This is a genomic window from Streptomyces sp. NPDC037401, from assembly GCF_055602345.1.
Genome location: NZ_JBVJWO010000057.1, coordinates 14,289 through 33,357 on the forward strand (window position 1 = coordinate 14,289; position 19,069 = coordinate 33,357).

Annotated in this window: 16 protein-coding genes; 6 read left to right on the forward strand and 10 right to left on the reverse strand. The window is 73.9% G+C overall.

Annotation, left to right across the window (positions count from 1 at the left end):
* Positions 1–50: 50 nt before the first annotated feature.
* Positions 51–809 carry a hypothetical protein gene (locus ACZ7H1_RS35855; protein ID WP_470792516.1) on the forward strand — a complete coding sequence of 253 codons (759 nt, stop codon included), beginning with the start codon at positions 51–53 and terminating at the stop codon, positions 807–809.
* A gap of 91 nt (positions 810–900) precedes the next feature.
* Positions 901–3,495, forward strand: coding sequence for a VWA domain-containing protein (locus tag ACZ7H1_RS35860; protein WP_470792538.1), 2,595 nt, complete (start codon positions 901–903; stop codon positions 3,493–3,495).
* On the opposite strand, the gene pdxR is transcribed toward ACZ7H1_RS35860, so the two are convergent.
* Complete coding sequence (gene pdxR, locus ACZ7H1_RS35865) at positions 3,449–4,909, reverse strand: MocR-like pyridoxine biosynthesis transcription factor PdxR (RefSeq protein ID WP_470792517.1); 1,461 nt, start codon at positions 4,907–4,909, stop codon at positions 3,449–3,451. The genes ACZ7H1_RS35860 and pdxR overlap by 47 nt on opposite strands.
* A 46-nt stretch (positions 4,910–4,955) precedes the next feature.
* Here pdxR and ACZ7H1_RS35870 point away from each other — a divergent pair, with 46 nt between their 5' ends.
* A complete protein-coding gene (locus ACZ7H1_RS35870) occupies positions 4,956–5,513 on the forward strand; it encodes a carboxymuconolactone decarboxylase family protein (RefSeq protein ID WP_470792518.1) in 558 nt (185 codons plus the stop codon).
* A gap of 40 nt (positions 5,514–5,553) precedes the next feature.
* Here ACZ7H1_RS35870 and ACZ7H1_RS35875 read toward each other — a convergent pair whose 3' ends face one another.
* From ACZ7H1_RS35875 to ACZ7H1_RS35900, 6 genes are all read right to left on the reverse strand, one after another.
* A complete protein-coding gene (locus ACZ7H1_RS35875; protein ID WP_470792520.1) occupies positions 5,554–6,384 on the reverse strand; it encodes a DcrB/PsbP domain-containing protein in 831 nt (276 codons plus the stop codon).
* A gap of 225 nt (positions 6,385–6,609) precedes the next feature.
* The gene (locus ACZ7H1_RS35880) at positions 6,610–7,008 is read right to left on the reverse strand and encodes a hypothetical protein (protein ID WP_470792521.1); all 399 of its coding nucleotides are present in this window, start codon (positions 7,006–7,008) and stop codon (positions 6,610–6,612) included.
* Positions 6,995–8,809: a hypothetical protein gene (locus ACZ7H1_RS35885; protein WP_470792522.1), complete on the reverse strand. Its 1,815-nt coding sequence runs from the start codon at positions 8,807–8,809 to the stop codon at positions 6,995–6,997. Before ACZ7H1_RS35885 ends, ACZ7H1_RS35880 begins: the two co-directional genes overlap by 14 nt.
* A 136-nt stretch (positions 8,810–8,945) precedes the next feature.
* Positions 8,946–9,935 (reverse strand): malate dehydrogenase, encoded by a 990-nt coding sequence (locus tag ACZ7H1_RS35890; RefSeq protein ID WP_470792523.1) that lies wholly within the window; start codon positions 9,933–9,935, stop codon positions 8,946–8,948.
* Positions 9,936–10,263: 328 nt separating this feature from the next.
* Positions 10,264–10,713, reverse strand: coding sequence for a DUF3017 domain-containing protein (locus tag ACZ7H1_RS35895; protein ID WP_470792524.1), 450 nt, complete (start codon positions 10,711–10,713; stop codon positions 10,264–10,266).
* A complete protein-coding gene (locus ACZ7H1_RS35900; protein ID WP_470792525.1) occupies positions 10,703–11,689 on the reverse strand; it encodes a bifunctional methylenetetrahydrofolate dehydrogenase/methenyltetrahydrofolate cyclohydrolase in 987 nt (328 codons plus the stop codon). The genes ACZ7H1_RS35895 and ACZ7H1_RS35900 overlap by 11 nt, the downstream gene beginning before the upstream one ends.
* 233 nt (positions 11,690–11,922) lie before the next feature.
* On the opposite strand from ACZ7H1_RS35900, the gene ACZ7H1_RS35905 reads away from it, so the two are divergent.
* The gene (locus ACZ7H1_RS35905; protein ID WP_470792526.1) at positions 11,923–12,507 is read left to right on the forward strand and encodes an RDD family protein; all 585 of its coding nucleotides are present in this window, start codon (positions 11,923–11,925) and stop codon (positions 12,505–12,507) included.
* A 123-nt stretch (positions 12,508–12,630) separates the two neighbouring features.
* On the opposite strand, the gene purH is transcribed toward ACZ7H1_RS35905, so the two are convergent.
* Positions 12,631–14,205: a bifunctional phosphoribosylaminoimidazolecarboxamide formyltransferase/IMP cyclohydrolase gene (gene purH / locus ACZ7H1_RS35910; RefSeq protein ID WP_470792528.1), complete on the reverse strand. Its 1,575-nt coding sequence runs from the start codon at positions 14,203–14,205 to the stop codon at positions 12,631–12,633.
* Positions 14,202–14,825, reverse strand: a complete 624-nt coding sequence (gene purN / locus ACZ7H1_RS35915) for a phosphoribosylglycinamide formyltransferase (protein WP_470792530.1) — start codon at positions 14,823–14,825, stop codon at positions 14,202–14,204. The genes purH and purN overlap by 4 nt, the downstream gene beginning before the upstream one ends.
* 224 nt (positions 14,826–15,049) lie before the next feature.
* Here purN and ACZ7H1_RS35920 point away from each other — a divergent pair, with 224 nt between their 5' ends.
* Positions 15,050–15,586 carry a hypothetical protein gene (locus ACZ7H1_RS35920; RefSeq protein ID WP_470792531.1) on the forward strand — a complete coding sequence of 179 codons (537 nt, stop codon included), beginning with the start codon at positions 15,050–15,052 and terminating at the stop codon, positions 15,584–15,586.
* Between the two features lie 23 nt (positions 15,587–15,609).
* Here ACZ7H1_RS35920 and ACZ7H1_RS35925 read toward each other — a convergent pair whose 3' ends face one another.
* Positions 15,610–17,247, reverse strand: coding sequence for a cell division protein PerM (locus ACZ7H1_RS35925; protein ID WP_470792533.1), 1,638 nt, complete (start codon positions 17,245–17,247; stop codon positions 15,610–15,612).
* Positions 17,248–17,363: 116 nt separating this feature from the next.
* On the opposite strand from ACZ7H1_RS35925, the gene ACZ7H1_RS35930 reads away from it, so the two are divergent.
* On the forward strand, positions 17,364–18,947 hold the full coding sequence (locus ACZ7H1_RS35930) for a helix-turn-helix domain-containing protein (protein WP_470792534.1): 1,584 nt from the start codon (positions 17,364–17,366) through the stop codon (positions 18,945–18,947).
* The last annotated feature ends 122 nt before the right edge of the window (positions 18,948–19,069 follow it).

Sequence of the window (19,069 nt, forward strand, 5' to 3'; positions counted from 1 at the left end):
ACCGGCCGAATTCCGGACAGGGTCAGGCCCGAGGTCATACAGTCCGTGCCATGTTTGACATCCTCGCCGGCATAGCCGGGTTCGGCGGCGTGGCCCTCGGCGTACTGTTCCTCATCTTCCGGGACTTCGTGCGCAGGCTCATTCAGCAGAGGCTGTTCCGGACCCTGACAGCACCTCAGGCCACCGGCCTGTTCGCAGCGGTGATCGTACTGACCTTCGCCATCGCCGTCCTGGGCATCTCCACGACCCTCTCGGGCGAGGGTGCGCAGCAGTTCCTGATCCTGGTCGGCATCATGCTCGCCTTCCTCCTGCTGGTGCTGCTGCTCGCGAGCCGCTTCGTGACCGGCGGGCGGGCCGGCCCGCAGGGCCCGGCCGCGGCGGAGGAACGGACGATGGCCAAGGTGGCGCGGCTGGTCGCCGCCAACGAACCCGCGCAGGCGGCCCGCGCCCTGGAAGCACCGGGAACCGACCGCCAGAGCGAGGAGTTCTGGTACTGGAAGGCCCGGATCGCCCTGGCCGACTCGAACTTCACCGTGGCCTCCGGCTACGTGGACGAGGCCCTCAAGTACGACCCGCGGGGCGAGCACGCCCTCGCCCTCAAGATCAGGATCCTGCTGGTCGGCCGCGACCCCGCCGACCTCGACCGGGCGCTGCGGCTCGCCGCCGACAGCGAGGGCATCAGCGCCGAACTGGACGTCTGGCTGGCACGCCTGCGGGCGGAGGGCATGTTCGACGTCCGGGTGAGGACGAACACCGAGCTGGACACCCGCTGCCCGCTCCCCGCCCGCCACGGCTGGACGACGGCCTGACGCGTACGGCACGACCGGGCGTACGGGACGACGGACGACCGACGCCCGGGCGTACGAGACGACGGACGACGAAGGAAGCGAACTGGTGCGCATGCCGAACGACCCCTCGCACACCGCGAAACCCGCCGTGTTCTACGTACCCCGGCCGCAGCACGACCGCGGCCCTTGGGACTGGGCCGGTCCGGACGCCGTGCAGGAGGGCCTTGACCGGACCCTGCGGCGCGGACTGAGGCTGGAAGCGGGGCCGTGCCACGACCCCGCCGAGGTGGACCGCTTACTGGACCGCCTGCCGAACGCCGTGGTCGTGGTGCAGCCGCCCGTCGTGGCCGCACGGCTGCGGCAGGACCTGCGGAGCCCCCTCACCTTCCTCGAGGCACTGCTCGGTCTCGGTGTCACCCTCCGGGTCTGCAACGACCGTCCCGACCCGCTCGCGGCCGCGTACGACGGGCTCTCGGACGGCCGTGCGGTGCTGCTGTCCGCCCATCCGTTCCACGAGCAGGTGACCGCGGCGGAACGCGCGCGCCGGCGGCAGGACGGGGAGGCGTACGCCGGGCGCTGCGGCCTGCGCGTGGCGGAGGTCGTCGAGGGCATGGCCTCGTACGAGTTCTTCGTCCGCGCCCCGCATCCCTCCCCGCGATCGGCGCTGGTCTCCACGGTCCTGATCCACCCGGAGGTCCTGCGCGCCGAGACCGACGACCTCGGCAGGCGGCGCCCGCCCGAGGACGAGTTCCGGCGCTGGCTGCGGCGGGGGCACGTACTGCACGCGGCGGGGCGGGCTCCGGGCACGGAGGAGGACGGGGAACGGGCGCGGCTCGAAGCCCGGCGGCAGCAGATCCGGGCGGAGGCGCTGAGGGACCAGGAGTACTGGCACACGAACGCGCTCGAACAACGCACGCCGGACGAGGACGCGGTCAGGGCAATCCGAATGGAGCGCGCACGGGAGTGCCTGGAACGGGGGGAAATCCGACACTTGACATCCGCTGCGGGCCTCGATCACCACATCGCCGACGACGACGCGATGCTCGGCCACTACGACGACGGCTGGTCCGGTACCGAGTACCGCCGCATCTCGCAAGGCGGCGTCCTCCGCGGCACCGGGCGCGGATCCCCCGGCACCCCCGCCCGCCCGACCGATCAGCCCCTCCCCCGCGACGGGCTGTTCACCCGCCGCAGCACCGCCTTCGGCACGCGGTCCGTCCTCGGGGTGGCCGATCTCATCGACAGCGGGATCCTGATCGGCCAGGACCAGATCCGGTTCGACGACTTCGTCGCCGCCCGCACCGATCAGGTTCCGGGGCCGCCCCCGGGCGAGGGCCTCGCCGTGAGCCACGGGCTCGTACGGGCGCCCGACGAGGCCAAGGCCCACAGGGCGACCACGCACTTCGTCGAGATCGCCCTGAAGGCGGGCGAGAACGCGCCGGAGCGGACGGCCGCTCAGGAGCCGCTGGCGGTGAACTTCGTCTTCGTCGTGGACACCAGCATCTCCATGAACGGCGAGAAGCTCGACACGGTGAAGACCTCGCTCCAGGAGATCTACGACCGGCTGCGCCCGGAGGACTCGCTCGGCATCATCACCTTCGCCACCGACGTGTCCACGGTCCTCCAGGGGACCCGCAAGCGGGACCTGCCGCCCGAGCGGTTCGCCGCCGTCGTGGCCGGGCTGACCGCCGGCGGCGGGACGGACATCAACCTCGGCCTCCAGTACGGCATCGCGGAGATCGCGCGGCGGGCGAGCAGCGGACGCACCGTCAACCGCCTCTACCTGTTCTCCGACGGCGACCCGACCTCCGGCGAGCGCAGCTGGATCACCATCCGGAAGAACGCCGCGGCGAAACTGCGCGGCGACCTCACCCTCTCCTGCTTCGGGTTCGGCGCGGACGCCCGGATGACCGAGCTGTCCGCGCTCGCCGGGACCGCCGGCGGGCACTCGACCTTCGTCACCCGCCCCGAGCAGGTCCGGTCCGGCCTGCTGGAGGACCTCGAACGGCGTGACCACCTCGCCGCGATCGACATCCAGCTGCGCATCGACGTCGGTCCGGCGGTCACGGTCTGGCACCTGTACGGGCACGACCTCGTGAGCGATCCGCGGGCGCGGGCGCGCGTGTTCCGGGAGGCCGGGGAGGCGGCGCGCCTCGCCCGGAAGGAGTACGGCACCGAGGCGCTGCCCGATCTGATCACCGGCGAGAAGGGGATCCGGATCTTCGCACCGGACCTGGCGTTCGGCGAGACGTACTGGGTCGTGCTGGAGGTCCGGGTCGACGACGACCGGGAGCTCGACGCGCTCGGCACGGCGACCGTGCAGTACGTCGACGCGCTCGCACGCGACAGCCGTCACCTGGAAATCGGGCTGGCGCAGGCGCCGACGCTGGCCGAGGAGACCGTGACCGTGCACGCGGTCGGCCTGTGGACCAGCGAGGTCACCTTCCACGCACTGGACGACCTGTACGAGAACGACCGGGACGCGGCCGGGCGCCGGCTGACCGAGCACATCGCCGTCCTGAAGCGGGTCAACGAGACCCTGCCCGCCGCCGAGTTCGTGGACGACCAGGTGACGATCGGCAAGCTGCTCACCCTGGCCGACTCCCTGGGGACGGCCATGTCCTTCACGGACGCGTCCGCGCCGGCCTCCGCCATCCGGGTCATGGACCGGTTCGGTCGGGTGCGGTCGGGCCTCCCGGCGCTCTGAGCCCCGCCGGGCCGGCCGCCGGGCCGCCCGCCAGGGCCTCGCACAGGGCGGACAGCGCCGGGGCCCAGGCGCTGTCCGGCGGGGTGGCGTAGCCGACGACCAGGGCCTCGCGGGGCGGGAGGCGGGCCGCCGGGTGGCGGAAGCCGGACAGGCCGCGGACCACCAGGCCGAGGCCCGCGGCCGTGCGGACCGCGGCCTCCTCCGTCGTACCCGGCGGCAGTTCCAGCACCGCGTGCAGGCCCGCCGCCACCCCCGACACCCGTACCGCCGGGGCCCGTTCCGTGAGCGCCGCCACCAGCTGGTCCCGGCGGCGCCGGTAGCGCAGGCGCATCGCGCGGACGTGGCGGTCGTACGCGCCCGAGGCGATGAACTGGGCCAGGGTCAGCTGCTCCAGCGCCGACGAGACCCGGTCCGCCGCGCCCCTCTCCGCGAGCACGGCGGCGGCCGTGTCCGGCGGCAGCACCATCCAGCCGATCCGCAGGCCCGGGGCCAGCGACTTGCTCGCCGTGCCGAGGTACACCACGCGCTCCGGATCGAGGCCCTGGAGCGCCCCGACCGCCTGCCCGTCGTAGCGGAACTCCCCGTCGTAGTCGTCCTCCAGGACCAGTCCACCGGTGGCCCGCGCCCACCGCGCGAACTGTGCGCGCCGGTCCGGCGGCATCGCGTCCCCGGTGGGGAACTGGTGCGCGGGAGTGAGCAGCACCGCGCCGGTGCCGCGGCCGGGCAGCTCCGCGCCGCCCATCGGCACGGTGCGCAGGCCGGCCTTCTCCAGCACGTCCCGGTGGATGTCCAGTCCGTAGGGTTCGACGGCCACGGCGCGCACGCCGCGGGCCCGCAGGACCCGGGCCAGCAGCATCAGGCCGTGCCCGAAACCTGCGCAGATCACGAGCCGTTCGGGATCTGCGTACACCCCGCGCGCCCGGGCCAGGTACTCGGCGAGGATGCCGCGGAGCTCGGGGCGCCCGCGCGGGTCGCCGTAACCGAAGGCCTCGTGCGGGGCCTCCGCGAGGGCCCGCCGGGCGGCCGCCAGCCAGGCCGCGCGCGGAAAGCCGGCGAGGTCGGGCGAGCCGGGCGTCAGGTCGTACGCCGGACAGCGGCGGGCCGGTGTGCGGCGCGGCGGCACGGGGCGGGCCGCGACGCGCGTGCCGGAGCCCTGGCGGGCCGTCAGCCAGCCCTCCGCGACGAGCTGGGCGTAGGCGTCGGCGACGGTGTTCCGGGCCAGGCCGAGGTCGGCGGCGAGCTGGCGCGAGGACGGCAGCCGGGTGTCGGCCGGGAGCCGTCCGCCGCGGACCGCGTCGCGCAGGGCGGCCACCAGACCCGCCCGGACGCCGCGCCCGCCGGGCCTGCCGGCTTGACCACCACCGGAGAGCTCCAGATGCAGGTCAGCGCCGAAAGTGGCCCACGAATCCGTCATGGGAGTGGACCATATCCGCCCTGGCCCGCCCTCGTACGGTGGACACATGACCACGAACGCCACGCACACCACGAGCCCCACGAACGCCACGGACTCCACGAACGCCACCCCCGCGGACGCCGCGGAGCGGGCGCCCGAACAGCCGATGCGCCTGAACTGGACGAAGCACGCCCCCGAGGTCTTCCGGGCCATGCTGGCCCTGGAGGCCGCCTCGAAGAAGCACCTCGACCCGGCCCTGGTCGAGCTGGTCAAGATCCGCGCCTCGCAGCTCAACCACTGCGCCTACTGCCTGGACATGCACAGCCTCGACGCCCTGGAGCACGGGGAGACCCCGCAGCGGATCATCCAGCTGTCCGCGTGGGAGGAGTCTCCGCACTTCTACACCGCGCAGGAGCTGGCCGCGCTGGAACTCACCGAGGCGGTGACCCTGCTGACCGACGGCTTCGTCCCGGACGAGGTGTTCGCCAGGGCCGCGGAGCACTTCGACGAGACCGGGCTGTCCCACCTGCTGGGCGTGCTCGCGACGATCAACGCCTGGAACCGCTTCGGGGTGGCGTGCCGCCTGACGCCCGGCCACTACACCCCCGGGATGTACAAGAGCTAGGCGTGTTGTCCCGGATCCGGCCGGAGGTGTCTCCTGGGCCTCAGGAGACGGTGAAGGCGGCGACGGCGGTGGCCAGCACCTCCTGGGTGTGCGGCCATTCGTCGGCGGGGGCCCGGACCAGGACGGCGTACTTCTGGCCCGCGGGCGTGAAGAACACCCGCTCGATGCCGCGCCGGCGCGTGCCCGTGTCCTTGCTGTCGTACTCGTACACCAGCTCGGCCGCGGGCTGCTCCCCCGTCTCGGCCGGGAGTTCGCGGACCGAGACCTCCAAGTACCCGGGGTTCGGGGACAGCGTGCGGGAGGCGCCCCGTACGGCCTCCAGGGGGCTGAGGTCCGCCTCGTCGACGCGGAAGACCTGGAGCAGCGATTCGCGGTCGTCGGACCGGAAGAACACCCCGGTCGACTCCTTGCTGCGTGCCCAGTCCCGCGGCACGGCGAGGGTGAAGCCCTCCGGGTCCTCCGCGAGCCGGTACCCCTCCGGGAGGCTGCTCCCGGAGGGCGACGGGGACGGGGTGGGAGAGGCTGGGGCGGGCTCCGACTCCCCCGGCGCGGGGTCGGCCGGGGCCGGCGAGCCGGACGTGGCCGGGGCAGTGGCCTGCGCCCGGGGCGCCGGGTCGCCGTCCCGCTGGACCAGCCACACGGCGGCCGCGCCGCCCGCGAGGGCGGCGACGGCCACGGCGGCGATCACCGGGGTGAGGCGGGCGGACCGCCGGGCGGCGGGCCCCGCGGCCGGACCGGCCCCGGGGCCCGGGAACGGCGGCAACGGCGGCAGCGGCGGCAGCGGCGGCAGGGACACCTGCCCCGGCGGGGCCGGCACGGACGGCAGCGGGGGCAGCGGCGGGAGGGCGGGGAGCGGGGTGCCGGCCGTCACGGTCGGCTGCCCGGCCGGCCCGGCCGGAGCCGGGGGAGGCATGGGCGGGGCCGGGGGCGCGGAAGGCCCGGGAGACGCGGGGGCAGCCGGAACGACCGGAACGACCGGCGCCGACGGCGGGGCAGGGGCCTGCCCGGCATCCGGGGCGGCCGGTTCCGGGCCGGTCTCCCAGCTCTGCGTCAGGGGGTTCCACCGCGGGACCCCGCTACCGCCCTTGGCCACGCCTCAGCCTCCCAGCAGTGCGGTGACGGCCGTGGCCACGGTCGCGCCCGCCGCGAGGAACTCCACGACCGGGCCCGCGCCGGTCAGCGCGTCCCGCAGCCGGGCCAGCCGCCCGGGCGCGACCGCGCCCTCGGCCTCGATCTCCCGGGCCGTCTCGGCCAGTTCCGCGTCGAGGGCCGCCGTCTCGGGCCGGGCGGTCACCCGGGCGAGGTCCGCCCTGAGCTCCCGTACGGCCGCCAGCAGCTCCTGCTGGCGCGGGTCCGCGGAACCCGCGTAGTGGTGGTTCACGTTGCTCGCCGAACCCCCCGCGCCGAAGTTCACCGCGCTGCCGGAGATGTCCCCGACCTGGAAGGACGGAGCCGGTGTGCCCTGTCCGGCGTCCTGTGCGTCACTGCCTGCCACCACTGTCCCCCTGGTTCTTGTCCCCGCCCGGCTGGTTGAGATTGTGCGCGCTGCCGTTGGCGCCGAAGTTGACGGCGCTGTTGCTCATCGAGCCGACGTACGTCGCACCCGCGGCCAGGTTGACGATCTTCTGCTCGAACTCCCCGGTCTGCCATCCCGCATCGCGCAGGGCCAGTTTCACACCGGCGGCCACCCGGTCCTGCATCGTTTTCAGGTAGCGGTCGATGTCCATGTTCTGGAACACCGAGGCGTCGTAGTCCGAACCCAGCTCGCGCACCGACAGGTGCGGGCCGGTGGGGCGCGCGCCGCCGTTGCCCTCGATGAGGATCCGCCATGCGCTGACCAGTCCGCGGCCCAGGGTCGCGAGCGCGCCGCCGAGGGCGCGGGGGGTGTGCGTGGCCGCCCAGACCGCCTTGCCGAAGGGGTTGTTGTTCCGGTAGCGCTGCGCCAGCTCGTCGGCCTCCTGGAACAGCTCGCGCACGGGGAAGAGCGCGTGCGGGGCCAGTTCCAGCATCAGCATCCCGCCCTGCGTGTGGACGCGTACGAAGACGGTGACGACCACCTCCTCGTCCCAGCCGCCGACGCGGATGCGCAGGAAGTGCCGGCGCTTCTCGCCGCCCTCCTCGATCGACCCGGCGCGGTGCACCCCGAAGTCCTCGGGGGTGTACGGGCCCTGGTCGCGGTGGAGCAGGCCGTTGGCCGGGAGGAAGACGCACTCGTCGACGACCAGCTCCCGCAGCCGGTCCAGGACGGCCGCCGAGGCCTGCGGGGAGCCGTGCGCGGAGGGCACCCGCAGGCCCTCGACGAGCGGCACGATCCGGCGCAGGATCTGGGCGTTGTCCAGCGCCGTGGGCTTGCGGTCGGGTCCGAGGTCGGTGCGCGGGCGCAGTTCCACGGAGAGGTTCCACGGCTGGAAGTACCCGCCGGCGCCGCAGAACGGGTTGTTGACGCTGTACATGACCAGGGGCCAGTGCTGCTCGGTGCGGATCCGCCGCTGCACCTTGCGGAACCGCGCCCCGGTGGCCTGCTCGGCCGGGTCGTTCGCGAGGTCGGGGTAGCGCTGCGGGGACAGCTCGGCGGCGAGGACGCGGGCGAACTGGCCGCGCTGGGCGGCCTTGAGGGCGGCGACGCACGCGAAGAGGGCGAGGATCCCCCAGGCGGTGGCCTTGCCCATCTCGTCGCCGAGGTTGCCGGCCGGGACGAGCAGGTCGCCGAAGACGTCCGTGGGATCGGACGAGGAGTCGCCGTAGCGCGAGTCGGACGGGCCGAAGAAGCCGGACGAGTCGCCGTAGCCGTCGCTGTCGTCGCCGCCCTCGGCGGTGAAGGCGGCGACGACGAGGGCGGCGAAGGTGAGGAAGAACAGCGCGCGGGCGTAGAAGCGCAGGAGGAACGCGAAGATGCGCAGGTAGACCCCGGCGCCACGGGTCTTCTCGGTGACCCAGCCGGCCAGGTTCAGTCCCAGGCAGGGGACGACGAGCACGAGGAACAGCCAGTCGGTGAGCAGGCCCCCGAAGGCCCACAGCGCGACTATCGCGGTGGCCCAGAGGAGTTCGGCGCGGCGGGCGCGGAGCGCGTGCGCGAGGACGCGGGCGGCGTCGTAGCCGTACGAGGGGGCGGCGATCCGCTCCTCGTGGACGTACAGCTCGTCGATCACCCGGTCTCGGTAGGCGCCGTCGAGGTACGTCCCCGCGCACAGCAGGCGGCCCGCCTCGCTGGCGGTCGGGGGTACCGGTGGCTTTCCGAGCAGCTGGGGGTCTCCCCAGCCGCCCGGAGGCTGGTGGGGCACGGCAGTCTGGGTCACCGTGGCACCCTAGGCCCGCAGACTTACGGCCAACAGCGGTATTCACGCCAAAGCGCCCCGGTGAGGTTTACCGGGGCGCTTCGGTCGATCGGAGCGGCGGGCTCCGACCGTATGTTCAGCCGGGCGGGCAGATGCCTCAGATCAGGCCGAGCTCGCGGACCGCGTCGCGCTCCTCGGTGAGCTCCTTGACGGAGGCGTCGATGCGGGTGCGGGAGAACTCGTTGATGTCCAGGCCCTGGACGATCTCGTACTTGCCGTCCTTGCAGGTGACGGGGAAGGAGGAGATGAGGCCCTCCGGGACGCCGTAGGAGCCGTCCGACGGGATGCCCATGGAGGTCCAGTCGCCCGCGGCGGTGCCGTTGACCCAGGTGTGCACGTGGTCGATGGCGGCGTTCGCGGCGGAGGCCGCGGAGGAGGCGCCGCGGGCCTCGATGATCGCGGCGCCGCGCTTGGCGACGGTCGGGATGAAGGTCTCCGCCAGCCACTGCTCGTCGTTCACGACCTCGGCGGCGTTCTTGCCGGCGATCTCCGCGTGGAAGATGTCCGGGTACTGGGTCGCCGAGTGGTTGCCCCAGATGGTCAGGCGCTTGATGTCGGAGACGGCGGCACCGGTCCGGGCGGCCAGCTGCGAGATCGCGCGGTTGTGGTCCAGGCGGGTCATCGCGGTGAAGCGCTCGGCCGGGACGTCCGGGGCGGCGGCCTGCGCGATGAGCGCGTTGGTGTTGGCCGGGTTGCCGACGACGAGGACCTTGATGTCGTCCGCGGCGTGGGCGTTGATGGCCTCGCCCTGCGGCTTGAAGATGCCGCCGTTGGCGGCGAGCAGGTCACCGCGCTCCATGCCCTTGGTGCGGGGGCGGGCGCCGACGAGCAGCGCGACGTTCGCACCGTCGAACGCCTTGTTGGCGTCGTCGGTGATCTCGATGCCGCGGAGCAGCGGGAAGGCGCAGTCGTCGAGCTCCATGGCGGTGCCCTCGGCGGCCTTGAGGCCCTGCGGGATCTCCAGGAGGCGCAGGTTGACCGGCACGTCCGCGCCGAGCAGGTGACCGGACGCGATGCGGAAGAGCAGCGCGTAGCCGATCTGGCCGGCGGCGCCGGTGACGGTGACATTCACAGGAGTGCGGGTCATGGCCTTCTCCGTTAGACAGCTGGCGGTGGGGCGTCCCCGCCCCATGTGCTGGCGGACGCCGCTTCCCTGTGAATCTTGACGTGAAGAGACATCCGCGGTCAGGCTATCGGACCCGGGATCCCGCCGACCCCCACCCCCGTGTGGTACGTCGCACACGGCGGCAGGAGTTCGAAGGCAGAGCCGGGGTTCCGGCCGCTGAAACCGCGCCGCGCAGTCACCGGGACGGGTCAGCGGCGCGTGTCGGCGCGACCGGTTCACCCGCGCGCGGGTGACGGCGTACCGGCCATCGGCGCGCGGGTCAGCGGCGTACGCGTCAGAGGCGTACGCCTCAGCGGACGGTGAAGCGGACCGCGTCCTCCAGGATCGGGATCTCCAGCCACGGCTCGGGCTCGGCGACGAGTGCCAGCAGCGTGATCGCCACGCCGAGCAGCCCGTACGTCACCATGTCCGTGAACCGCGACCGGACCGCGAGCATGCCCACCGACGGCAGCACCCGCCGCAGCACCGCGGCCGTGATCAGGGCCGCGCCGATGACCAGGCAGCCGATCCGGAACCGGTCGAACGCCGTGATGAGCAGGCCGGCGGCGGTGGCGCCGAGGACCGCGAGCATCGGCCACTGGCGCGCCGGGGCCGGCGCGTCGCCGGGCGCGGCGCGCCCGCCGCCCTCGGGGCGGGCGGTGTCCCGCGTGATGGACGGGAAGCGGCGGGAGCGGCGCGGCTCCGGCCCGGGGCCCCGCTCCGGGCCCGTGACGGGGTCGCCCTCGCGCTCAGCCAGCACGGTTGCCGCCCTGGCCGTTGCCGGTGTTCTCGGTGCTGTCGGCGCCCTCTTCGGCACTGCGCTCGTCCGCGATCCGCTCGGCGACGACCCGGTCGGCCGCCTCGTGCCCGGCCACGTCCCGCTCGTCGGCGAGGCGTTCGGCCGCCGAGACGACGTTGGCCAGCAGCTGAGCGCGCGTCATGGGCCCGACTCCGCCGGGGTTGGGCGAGATCCACCCGGCCACCTCGGCGACCCCCGGGTGCACATCGCCGACGATCTTGCCCGCGTCGTCCCGGCTGACGCCGACGTCGAGGACGGCCGCGCCGGGCTTGATGTCCTCGGGCCGGACCAGGTGCGGCACACCGGCCGCCGCGACCACGATGTCCGCCTGCCTCAGCTGCGCCGACAGGTCGCGCGTGCCGGTGTGGCACAGCGTCACGGTGGCGTTCTCCGACCGGCGGGTGAGCAGCAGGCCGATCGACCGGCCGACCGTGATGCCCCGTCCGACGACGGTCACCTGCGCGCCGTCGATCTCCACGCCGTGGTGGCGCAGCAGCTCGACGATGCCGTACGGCGTGCACGGCAGCGGGCCGGGCTCGCCCAGCACCAGCCGGCCCAGGGACATGGGGTGCAGGCCGTCCGCGTCCTTGGCCGGATCCATCAGCTCCAGCACGCGGTTGGTGTCGATGCCCTTGGGGAGCGGCAGTTGGACGATGTACCCCGTGCACGCGGGGTTCGCGTTCAGTTCACGTACGACCGCTTCGATGTCCTCCTGCGTGGCGGTGTCGGGCAGTTCACGCTGGATCGACGCGATGCCCACCTGGGCGCAGTCCTTGTGCTTGCCGTTGACGTACCAACGGCTGCCGGGGTCGTCGCCGACGAGCAGTGTTCCCAGGCCGGGGGTGACGCCCCGCTCCTTGAGAGCCGCCACGCGGGCGGTCAGTTCGGACTTGACGGCAGCTGCCGTGGCCTTGCCATCGAGAATCTGGGCGGTCATGTGTCCATCCTCCCGGATGGACCCGTCCCGGTTCCAGTTCGAGGGCGCGCGGCGGGGTTGAGGTTGCACTTGCACAACGGGTCGTGCACCCGACTGGACAAGAGCAGCGGGTCCGACCACGATGGCCGAATTAGTAGTGCCGCGGGCAGTGCCGGGGGGCGGACCGCTCAGTTCGTTTAGTTCCTCCACACGGGCCGCGCGTCCCCGCACTTCCATCGGAGGAACTCCAAAAGATGAGCTTCGGCGACCCCAACAACCCGTACGGTCAGCAGCAGCAGCAGCCGCAGGGCCAGCCCGGTTACGGCTACCCGCAGCAGGCCCCGCAGGGCGTTCCGGCTCAGGGTGGCTACGGCTACCCGGGCCAGCAGCCGTACGCGGCCGCGCCCGGCTACCCCAACCAGGCTGCCGTGCAGCAGCAGTACGCCGGCTGGGGCTCCCGCTTCGTCGCGCGCATCATCGACGGCCTCATCGCCGGCCTCATCCCGGGCATCCTGATGTTCGCGGGCATGGACGCCACCACCGGTGAGATCGGCGGCCTGTACTTCGTCGGCCTGATCCTCGCGCTGGGCATCTGGATCGGCTTCGCCTACCTGCTGGGCACCACCGGTCAGACCCCCGGCCGCAAGGCCGTCAGCATCCAGGTGCTGAAGGAGTCGACGGGCCGTCCGCTCGGTTTCGGCATGGCGTTCGTCCGCGGCCTGCTGGACTTCATCAACGCGCTCCCCTGCTACCTCGGCTACCTGTGGCCGGCGTGGGACGCGAAGAAGCAGACCTTCACCGACAAGATCGTCGGCAGCGTCGTCGTCAAGAAGTTCTGACGCCGGGAAGCTCTGACGACAGGGTTCTGACGTCGAGGAGTTCCGGCGCCACGGCGCACGGCCCGAGGGCCGTATCCCCCGCTGGGGATACGGCCCTCGGCCTTTTGGCGCTGCGCGCGGGTGTCAGTGGAAGAAGTGCCGCGTACCCGTGAAGTACATCGTCACGCCCGCCGCCTTCGCGGCCTCGACGACCTGCTCGTCGCGCACGGAACCACCCGGCTGCACGACGGCCTTGATGCCCGCGGACGTCAGGATCTCCAGACCGTCGGGGAACGGGAAGAAGGCGTCCGAGGCGGCGTACGCGCCCCGCGCGCGCTCCTCGCCCGCGCGCTCCACCGCGAGCTTCGCGGAGTCGACGCGGTTGACCTGTCCCATGCCGACGCCGACCGAGGCGCCGTCCTTGGCGAGCAGGATCGCGTTGGACTTCACCGCGCGGCAGGCCTTCCAGGCGAAGGCCAGCTCGGCGAGCTCCGCTGCGGAGAGCGCCCCGCCCGTCGCGAGGGTCCAGTTCGCCGGGTCGTCGCCCTCGGCCTGGAAGACGTCGCTGTGCTGGAGCAGCACGCCGCCGCTGATCGGCTTCAGGTCGCCCGGCTGGTGCGGGTGGCCGTCGACCTTGAGCACGCGGATGTTCTTCTTCTTGGCCAGGACCTCCAGGGCCCCGTCCTCGTACGCGGGGGCGGCGATGACCTCGGTGAAGATCTCGGCGACCTGCTCGGCGAGCGCGACGGTCACCGGGCGGTTGACGGCGATGACGCCGCCGAAGGCCGACAGCGGGTCGCAGGCGTGCGCCTTGCGGTGCGCCTCGGCGACGTCCGCGCCGATCGCGATGCCGCACGGGTTGGCGTGCTTGATGATCGCGACACAGGGCTCTTCGTGGTCGTAGGCGGCCCGGCGGGCGGCCTCGGTGTCCACGTAGTTGTTGAAGGACATCTCCTTGCCGTGCAGCTGCTCGGCGTTCGCGAGCCCGCCAGGCTGGCCGTCCGTGTACAGCGCGGCGGCCTGGTGCGGGTTCTCGCCGTAGCGCAGGGACGCCTTGCGGTCCCAGGCGCCGGCCAGGAACTCGGGCAGCACGGCCGTGTCCCCGGGGGCCTCGGGCGCGTACGCGTTCGTGAACCAGGAGGCGACGGCGACGTCGTACGCGGCAGTGTGCTGGAAGGCCTCGGCGGCCAGGCGCTTGCGGGCGGTCAGGTCGAAGCCGCCGTCCTTGACCGCTGCCAGCACGTCGGCATAACGCTCGGGGCTGGTGACCACGGCGACCGACGGGTGGTTCTTGGCGGCGGCGCGGACCATCGAGGGGCCGCCGATGTCGATCTGCTCGACGCACTCGTCGGGGGTGGCGCCCGAGGCGACGGTCTCCCGGAACGGGTACAGGTTGACGACGACGAGGTCGAACGGCTCGACACCGAGCTCGGCCAGCTGGCGCTGGTGGTCCTCCAGGCGCAGGTCGGCGAGGATGCCGGCGTGCACGCGCGGGTGGAGCGTCTTGACCCGGCCGTCGAGGCACTCGGGGAAGCCGGTGAGCTCCTCGACCTTGGTGACCGGCACGCCCGCGGCGGCGATCTTCGAGGCGGTGGAACCGGTGGAGACCAGCGTGACGCCCGCCTCGTGCAGCCCGCGGGCCAGCTCCTCGAGCCCCGTCTTGTCGTAGACGCTGACGAGCGCACGGCGGATGCCGCGCTTGGTACCTTCGGCGGTCACTGGATCGTTACCTTTCGTCCCTCAATGCGGTAGCCGTGCCGGGCCAGGCGCCCCACGACATCGACGAGCAGCCTGCGCTCGACTTCCTTGATGCGCTCATGGAGAGCGGCTTCGTCGTCCTCGTCCCGGATCTCGACCACACCCTGGGCGATGATCGGACCGGTGTCCACGCCGTCGTCCACGAAGTGGACGGTGCAGCCCGTGACCCTGGCGCCGTAGGCGAGGGCGTCACGGACCCCGTGCGCGCCGGGGAAGGACGGCAGCAGTGCGGGGTGGGTGTTGACGAACCGCCCCCCGAACCGCGCCAGGAACTCCTTCCCGACGATCTTCATGAACCCGGCGGACACCACGAGGTCGGGCTCGTACGCGGCGGTCTGCTCGGCCAGCGCCGCGTCCCACTCCTCGCGGGTCGCGTACTCCTTGACCGGGCACACGAAGGTGGGCAGTCCGGCTTTCTCGGCACGCTCCAGACCGGCGATCCCGGCGCGGTCGGCGCCGACGGCCACGACCTCGGCGCCGAAACCCTCGGCGCCTTCCGGGTGGGCGGCGATGGCGTCGAGCAGAGCCTGGAGGTTGGTGCCGGAACCGGAGACCAGCACGACCAGGCGGGAGGCGGCCATGGGAGGCCCTTTCTCGCGGGGTGCGTCTTGTGTGGTCGTACAAAAACGCAGGGGCCCTCAATACGGGGGACCATACGAAGCGACGGACCGCCTGCAACGATACCGGCACACCGGACGGCCCCCGAGGGACGGGGTGATGGCCTGGGGGTAGCGTCTGGCGTACAACCGTCTCGCCACCTCGTCACCACGCCTCTCCACTCGACACAGGGGAAGAAACGCACCCGATGCCGGACCCACGCCAGTCCCCCACAGACGACAACCCGTTCGCGGCTCCGCCGGAGGACCGGCCTGACCAGCCGTGGCAGCCGCGCGACGGCGCGGGCGAGCCGGGCACGGGCGGCGACGGCAACCGCCCTTCGCAGGACCCCGGCACTCCGGGACCGGGCCGCTGGGACCCGACGGACCCGGCCCAGCGCCGCGCCCGCTACGCGCTCCTCGCCGGTATGTGGGCCTTCTTCTTCACGCTCTTCGGCGTCCCCTCGATGGGGCTGCTGCTGGGCTCGCTGGCGATGTACTGGGGCGTGAGCTCGCTGCGCGCGAAGACCCGCCCGGACGAGGCCCGGCCGCAGCTGACCGCTGCGGTGAGCGGCCTGCTGACCGCCTCGGTCGCGCTGGTCCTGACGGTGTCCACCTACACGGTCCAGCTCGTCTACAAGGACTTCTACGTGTGCCGTGACGACGCGCTGACGAAGACGGCCGAGCTGCAGTGCAACGACCTGCTGCCCGACCCGCTGCGCGACCTCATCGGCGTCAAGAAGTAGCGGGGCGGCGGCCCGCGGCACGGTCAGCCGCGGGGGCGCCGCGGCAGCACCCGCGCCCCCGCCGTCCCGGCCGCCAGCCGTGGCGGCTCCGGCCGCTCCGGCCGCTCCGGCTGCTCTGACTGTTCTGACTGTCCCGGCTGCTTTGCTGCCGGAGCCGTGGTCGGGGCGGTCGGCCGCACGAGCCGCACGGCCGGCTCCGGGGCCGCGGGTGAAGGCTCGGGATGCGGCGGGATGCCGGGTTCCGGGGCGGGGCGGGAAGCCGATCCTCGGAAGTCCGGGAACAGCGTGCCAGACGAGCGCCGCAGGGACTCCCAGCGCAGCTCCCGCGACCCCCTGTCGTGCCAGTTGCCGAGCTCCGCCACGTCCTCGGGCTCCAGCGGCGACCGCGCCGCGCCCCGGTCCCGCCAGGCCCCCACCACCAGGGCCACCGGCACCGACACCACCAGCGTCCAAGCGGCCGCGGCGCCGCCGACCGCCCACCACACCGGACCGAAGTCCGCCAGCGCCTGCGAGCCCATCGCGCCCCCGGCCGCCGCCGCCAGCGCCGCCGACAGCAGCCCGCAGACCAGCGCCCCGCAGGCCGCCGTGAGGGCGGTCTCCCGGAAGCCCGCGTCCTCCCGGGCGGCATCGACCGCGAACCGGCCCAGCACCACCCCGGCCAGCACCGGCACCCCGGCAGCAGCCCAGGTCAGCGGCGTGCCCGGACCCTCCGGCGGCAGCGCCGCCAGCAGCGGGAAGCGCGGCAGCGCCGCTTCGCCGGAGAAGCCGAGCGGAGTCGCCACCGCCGACCCGCCCAGCGCGAAACCCGGCCCGAGCCCGTACGAGGCACCCCACACGGCGGCGTTGGGGATCAGCGCCAGCGCCAGCAGCAGCACCGCGAACCGGCCCGACCAGACCCCGGTGAGCTGAAGGAAGGTTTCCTGGGCCGCTCCCGCGTGCCACACCAGCGAGGCACCGACCAGCAGCGCTCCCCCGCCCAGGAGGACGAGGGCCCCGGCAGCCCCGGCCCGGAGCGCCAGCGCGTAACGGGGGCGCGCGAGGTGTTCCCGTACGCCCCCGGGCACCCAGCCGGGCAACGGCCCGTACGGCCGGCCGCGCGCGGCCCACACCCCGCCCGCCGCGGCCGCGGCGGCCACCAGGGGGACGTGCCACGCGGCGCTCAGCGGGTCCGCGGGCATCGGCCCGCCCGCCGCATAGACCGTGGCCGCGGCACCCACCAGCAGGTATCCGCAGGTGACCGCGGAGAACACCGCCCCCGCCGACAGACCCTCGCCCTCCTCACCCTCGTCCTCGTACAGCGCCAGCCGGGCCGCTCGCCGCATCAGCCAGACCGGCAGCGCAACCAGCAGCAGCGGGGTCAGCCCCACCGGCGCGGGCACCCCGGAGAGGGTGTCGTACCTGATCAGCTCGGTGCCGTGGGCCAGCAGCCAGAGTCCGGCGGCGACATGGAGCGCACCGCCGGGACCGTTGTCGGGGTACGGCGAGCTGATCCACAGCATCATGACGAGCACGGCCAGGGAGCCGAGCCCCAGGCCGGCGGCGAGGGCGCCGCCCAGTACGCAGGCGGCGGCAGCGGGCGAGCGGCGGCGCCCGGACCGCGGGCCCGTCCCCGTCGGCAGGGACGGGGAGGGGGACGGGGCACGTTCGGTCACGTGGGTCACGACGCCATGGTCCCAACGACACGCGCTGGGGACGTGTAACAGGCGAATGATCGTGGTGTCGCTCAATATACGTTTATGTACTTTTTCGCCCAGGTCTGCGCCGCGGGGAGTCCGGCATGACACAGAGCGCCCACACCGCCTCCGACATGTCCCTGCCCTCCCCCGGGGAGCGGCGCCGACTGCGCGAATCCCGCGAGCTGAGCTACGACGAGGTCGCGGAGGCGGTCGGCGTGACCGCCACGACCGTGCGCTCCTGGGAGGCCGGGCGGTCCGAGCCGCGCGGGCGCAAGCGCGAAGCGTACGCCAAGCTGCTGATGCGCCTGCAGGTGCTGGACGAGCTGTCCGGCGACGGCCCGGACGCGGAGGCGAAGCCCCCTTCCGAGTCGGGGTCAGGGCCGGAGGCAGGGCCGGATACCGGCACGGAGGCACAGCCGGAGGCCGGGGCGCGGCCGCAGGCGGACGCCGAGCCCGCGCCACCGTCGGCGGAGGACGCGGCGGGCCCGGCCCGGCGGCCCCTGCCGCCCCCGAAGCCCGCCGCGGCCGGGACCGGCGCCGGCACCCGGCCGCGGGCCGCCGTCAAGCGCGCCGCGAAACCGCCGGCGGGGCAGGCCCGGCACGATGCGGGGCGCCACGAGCCGCAGCACGCCGCCCTCACCGCGGCGGGAGCCGCGGGCCGCACCCAGCCCACCGCCGTCGGCCGGCCGCACCCGGGCGCCGCGCCGGAGGCGGCAGCGGAAGCAGCGCCGGACACGGCTGCGGCCGCCGGCCCGGCGTCAGCCCCGGAGGCGGCGACGGAGACTGAGGCCGCGACAGGCGCACAGCCGGATCCGGAGACAGAACCGCAGCAGCAGCCTGCGGCCGTGGCCGGGCCCGCGCCCGCCCGCTCGGTCAGCCCCACCGAGGCGTTCGACGCGCTGTACGCCTACACCAGCCCCTTCCTGATCCGTCAGACCTATCTGCTGACGGGGCGTCGCGCCCTCGCGGTCGAGTCCGTCGAGCGGGCGTTCCGCCAGGCCTGGGAGCACTGGCCCGAAGTCGCCCTCGACCGCGATCCGGTGGGCTGGGTCCGCGCGGCGGCCTACGAGTACGCCCTCTCCCCCTGGCACCGGCTGCGCCGCGCCCACAAGCACCCCGACAAGCCCCCGGCCGACCCCGGCGACCGAACGCTGATGGACGCCATGCTGGCCCTGCCACCCCGGTACCGCCGCACCGTGCTGCTCTACGACGGCGTCGGCCTGGACCTGCCCGACACCGCGGCGGAGACGGAGGCCACCACCCCGGTCGCCGGCAACCGGCTCCTGTCCGCGCGCTCCGCACTCGCGCGGCGGCTGCCCGAGCTGGCGCAGACTCCGCCCGCCGCACAGTCCGCACTGCTGCGGGTGCGGCTCGGCGCGCTCGTCCCGGCGGTACGGCTGGAGGCCCGGCCCGCGCAGGCCGTCCGTACCGCGAGTGAGTACCGCGCCCGGTTCTGGGCCAGGGCCGCGGTCGGGCTCACGGCGGTGATCGCCGTGGCGACCGCGTACACCGCGACGACCGCTCCGACGCAGTACGAGCCCGTCCCGGCTCCGGGGGCGGCCGTGTCGGGCGTACCGCCGCACATGGGGCCGATGCGGCTCACCGAGGAGCGCCGGCAGCTGCTGGAGAAGCTGCGGGCGGAGACGGCAGGCGGCCCGGAACGCCTGGTTCCCAGGACCGGCTGACGGCGCTTCGGACACGCGAACGGCCGCGGGGGGGGGGGGGGGGGGGGGGGGGGGGGGGGGGGGGGGGGGGGGGGGGGGGGGGGGGGGGGGGGGGGGGGGGGGGGGGGTGGGGGGGGGGGGGG

Bases quoted from the DNA above. Each gene is read 5' to 3' on its own strand.
- ACZ7H1_RS35855 (WP_470792516.1), top strand. From the start codon at position 51: ATGTTTGACATCCTCGCCGGCATAGCCGGGTTCGGCGGCGTGGCCCTC.
- ACZ7H1_RS35860 (WP_470792538.1), top strand. From the start codon at position 901: ATGCCGAACGACCCCTCGCACACCGCGAAACCCGCCGTGTTCTACGTA.
- pdxR (WP_470792517.1), bottom strand. From the start codon at position 4,909: ATGACGGATTCGTGGGCCACTTTCGGCGCTGACCTGCATCTGGAGCTC.
- ACZ7H1_RS35870 (WP_470792518.1), top strand. From the start codon at position 4,956: ATGACCACGAACGCCACGCACACCACGAGCCCCACGAACGCCACGGAC.
- ACZ7H1_RS35890 (WP_470792523.1), bottom strand. From the start codon at position 9,935: ATGACCCGCACTCCTGTGAATGTCACCGTCACCGGCGCCGCCGGCCAG.
- ACZ7H1_RS35900 (WP_470792525.1), bottom strand. From the start codon at position 11,689: ATGACCGCCCAGATTCTCGATGGCAAGGCCACGGCAGCTGCCGTCAAG.
- ACZ7H1_RS35905 (WP_470792526.1), top strand. From the start codon at position 11,923: ATGAGCTTCGGCGACCCCAACAACCCGTACGGTCAGCAGCAGCAGCAG.
- purN (WP_470792530.1), bottom strand. From the start codon at position 14,825: ATGGCCGCCTCCCGCCTGGTCGTGCTGGTCTCCGGTTCCGGCACCAAC.
- ACZ7H1_RS35920 (WP_470792531.1), top strand. From the start codon at position 15,050: ATGCCGGACCCACGCCAGTCCCCCACAGACGACAACCCGTTCGCGGCT.
- ACZ7H1_RS35930 (WP_470792534.1), top strand. From the start codon at position 17,364: ATGACACAGAGCGCCCACACCGCCTCCGACATGTCCCTGCCCTCCCCC.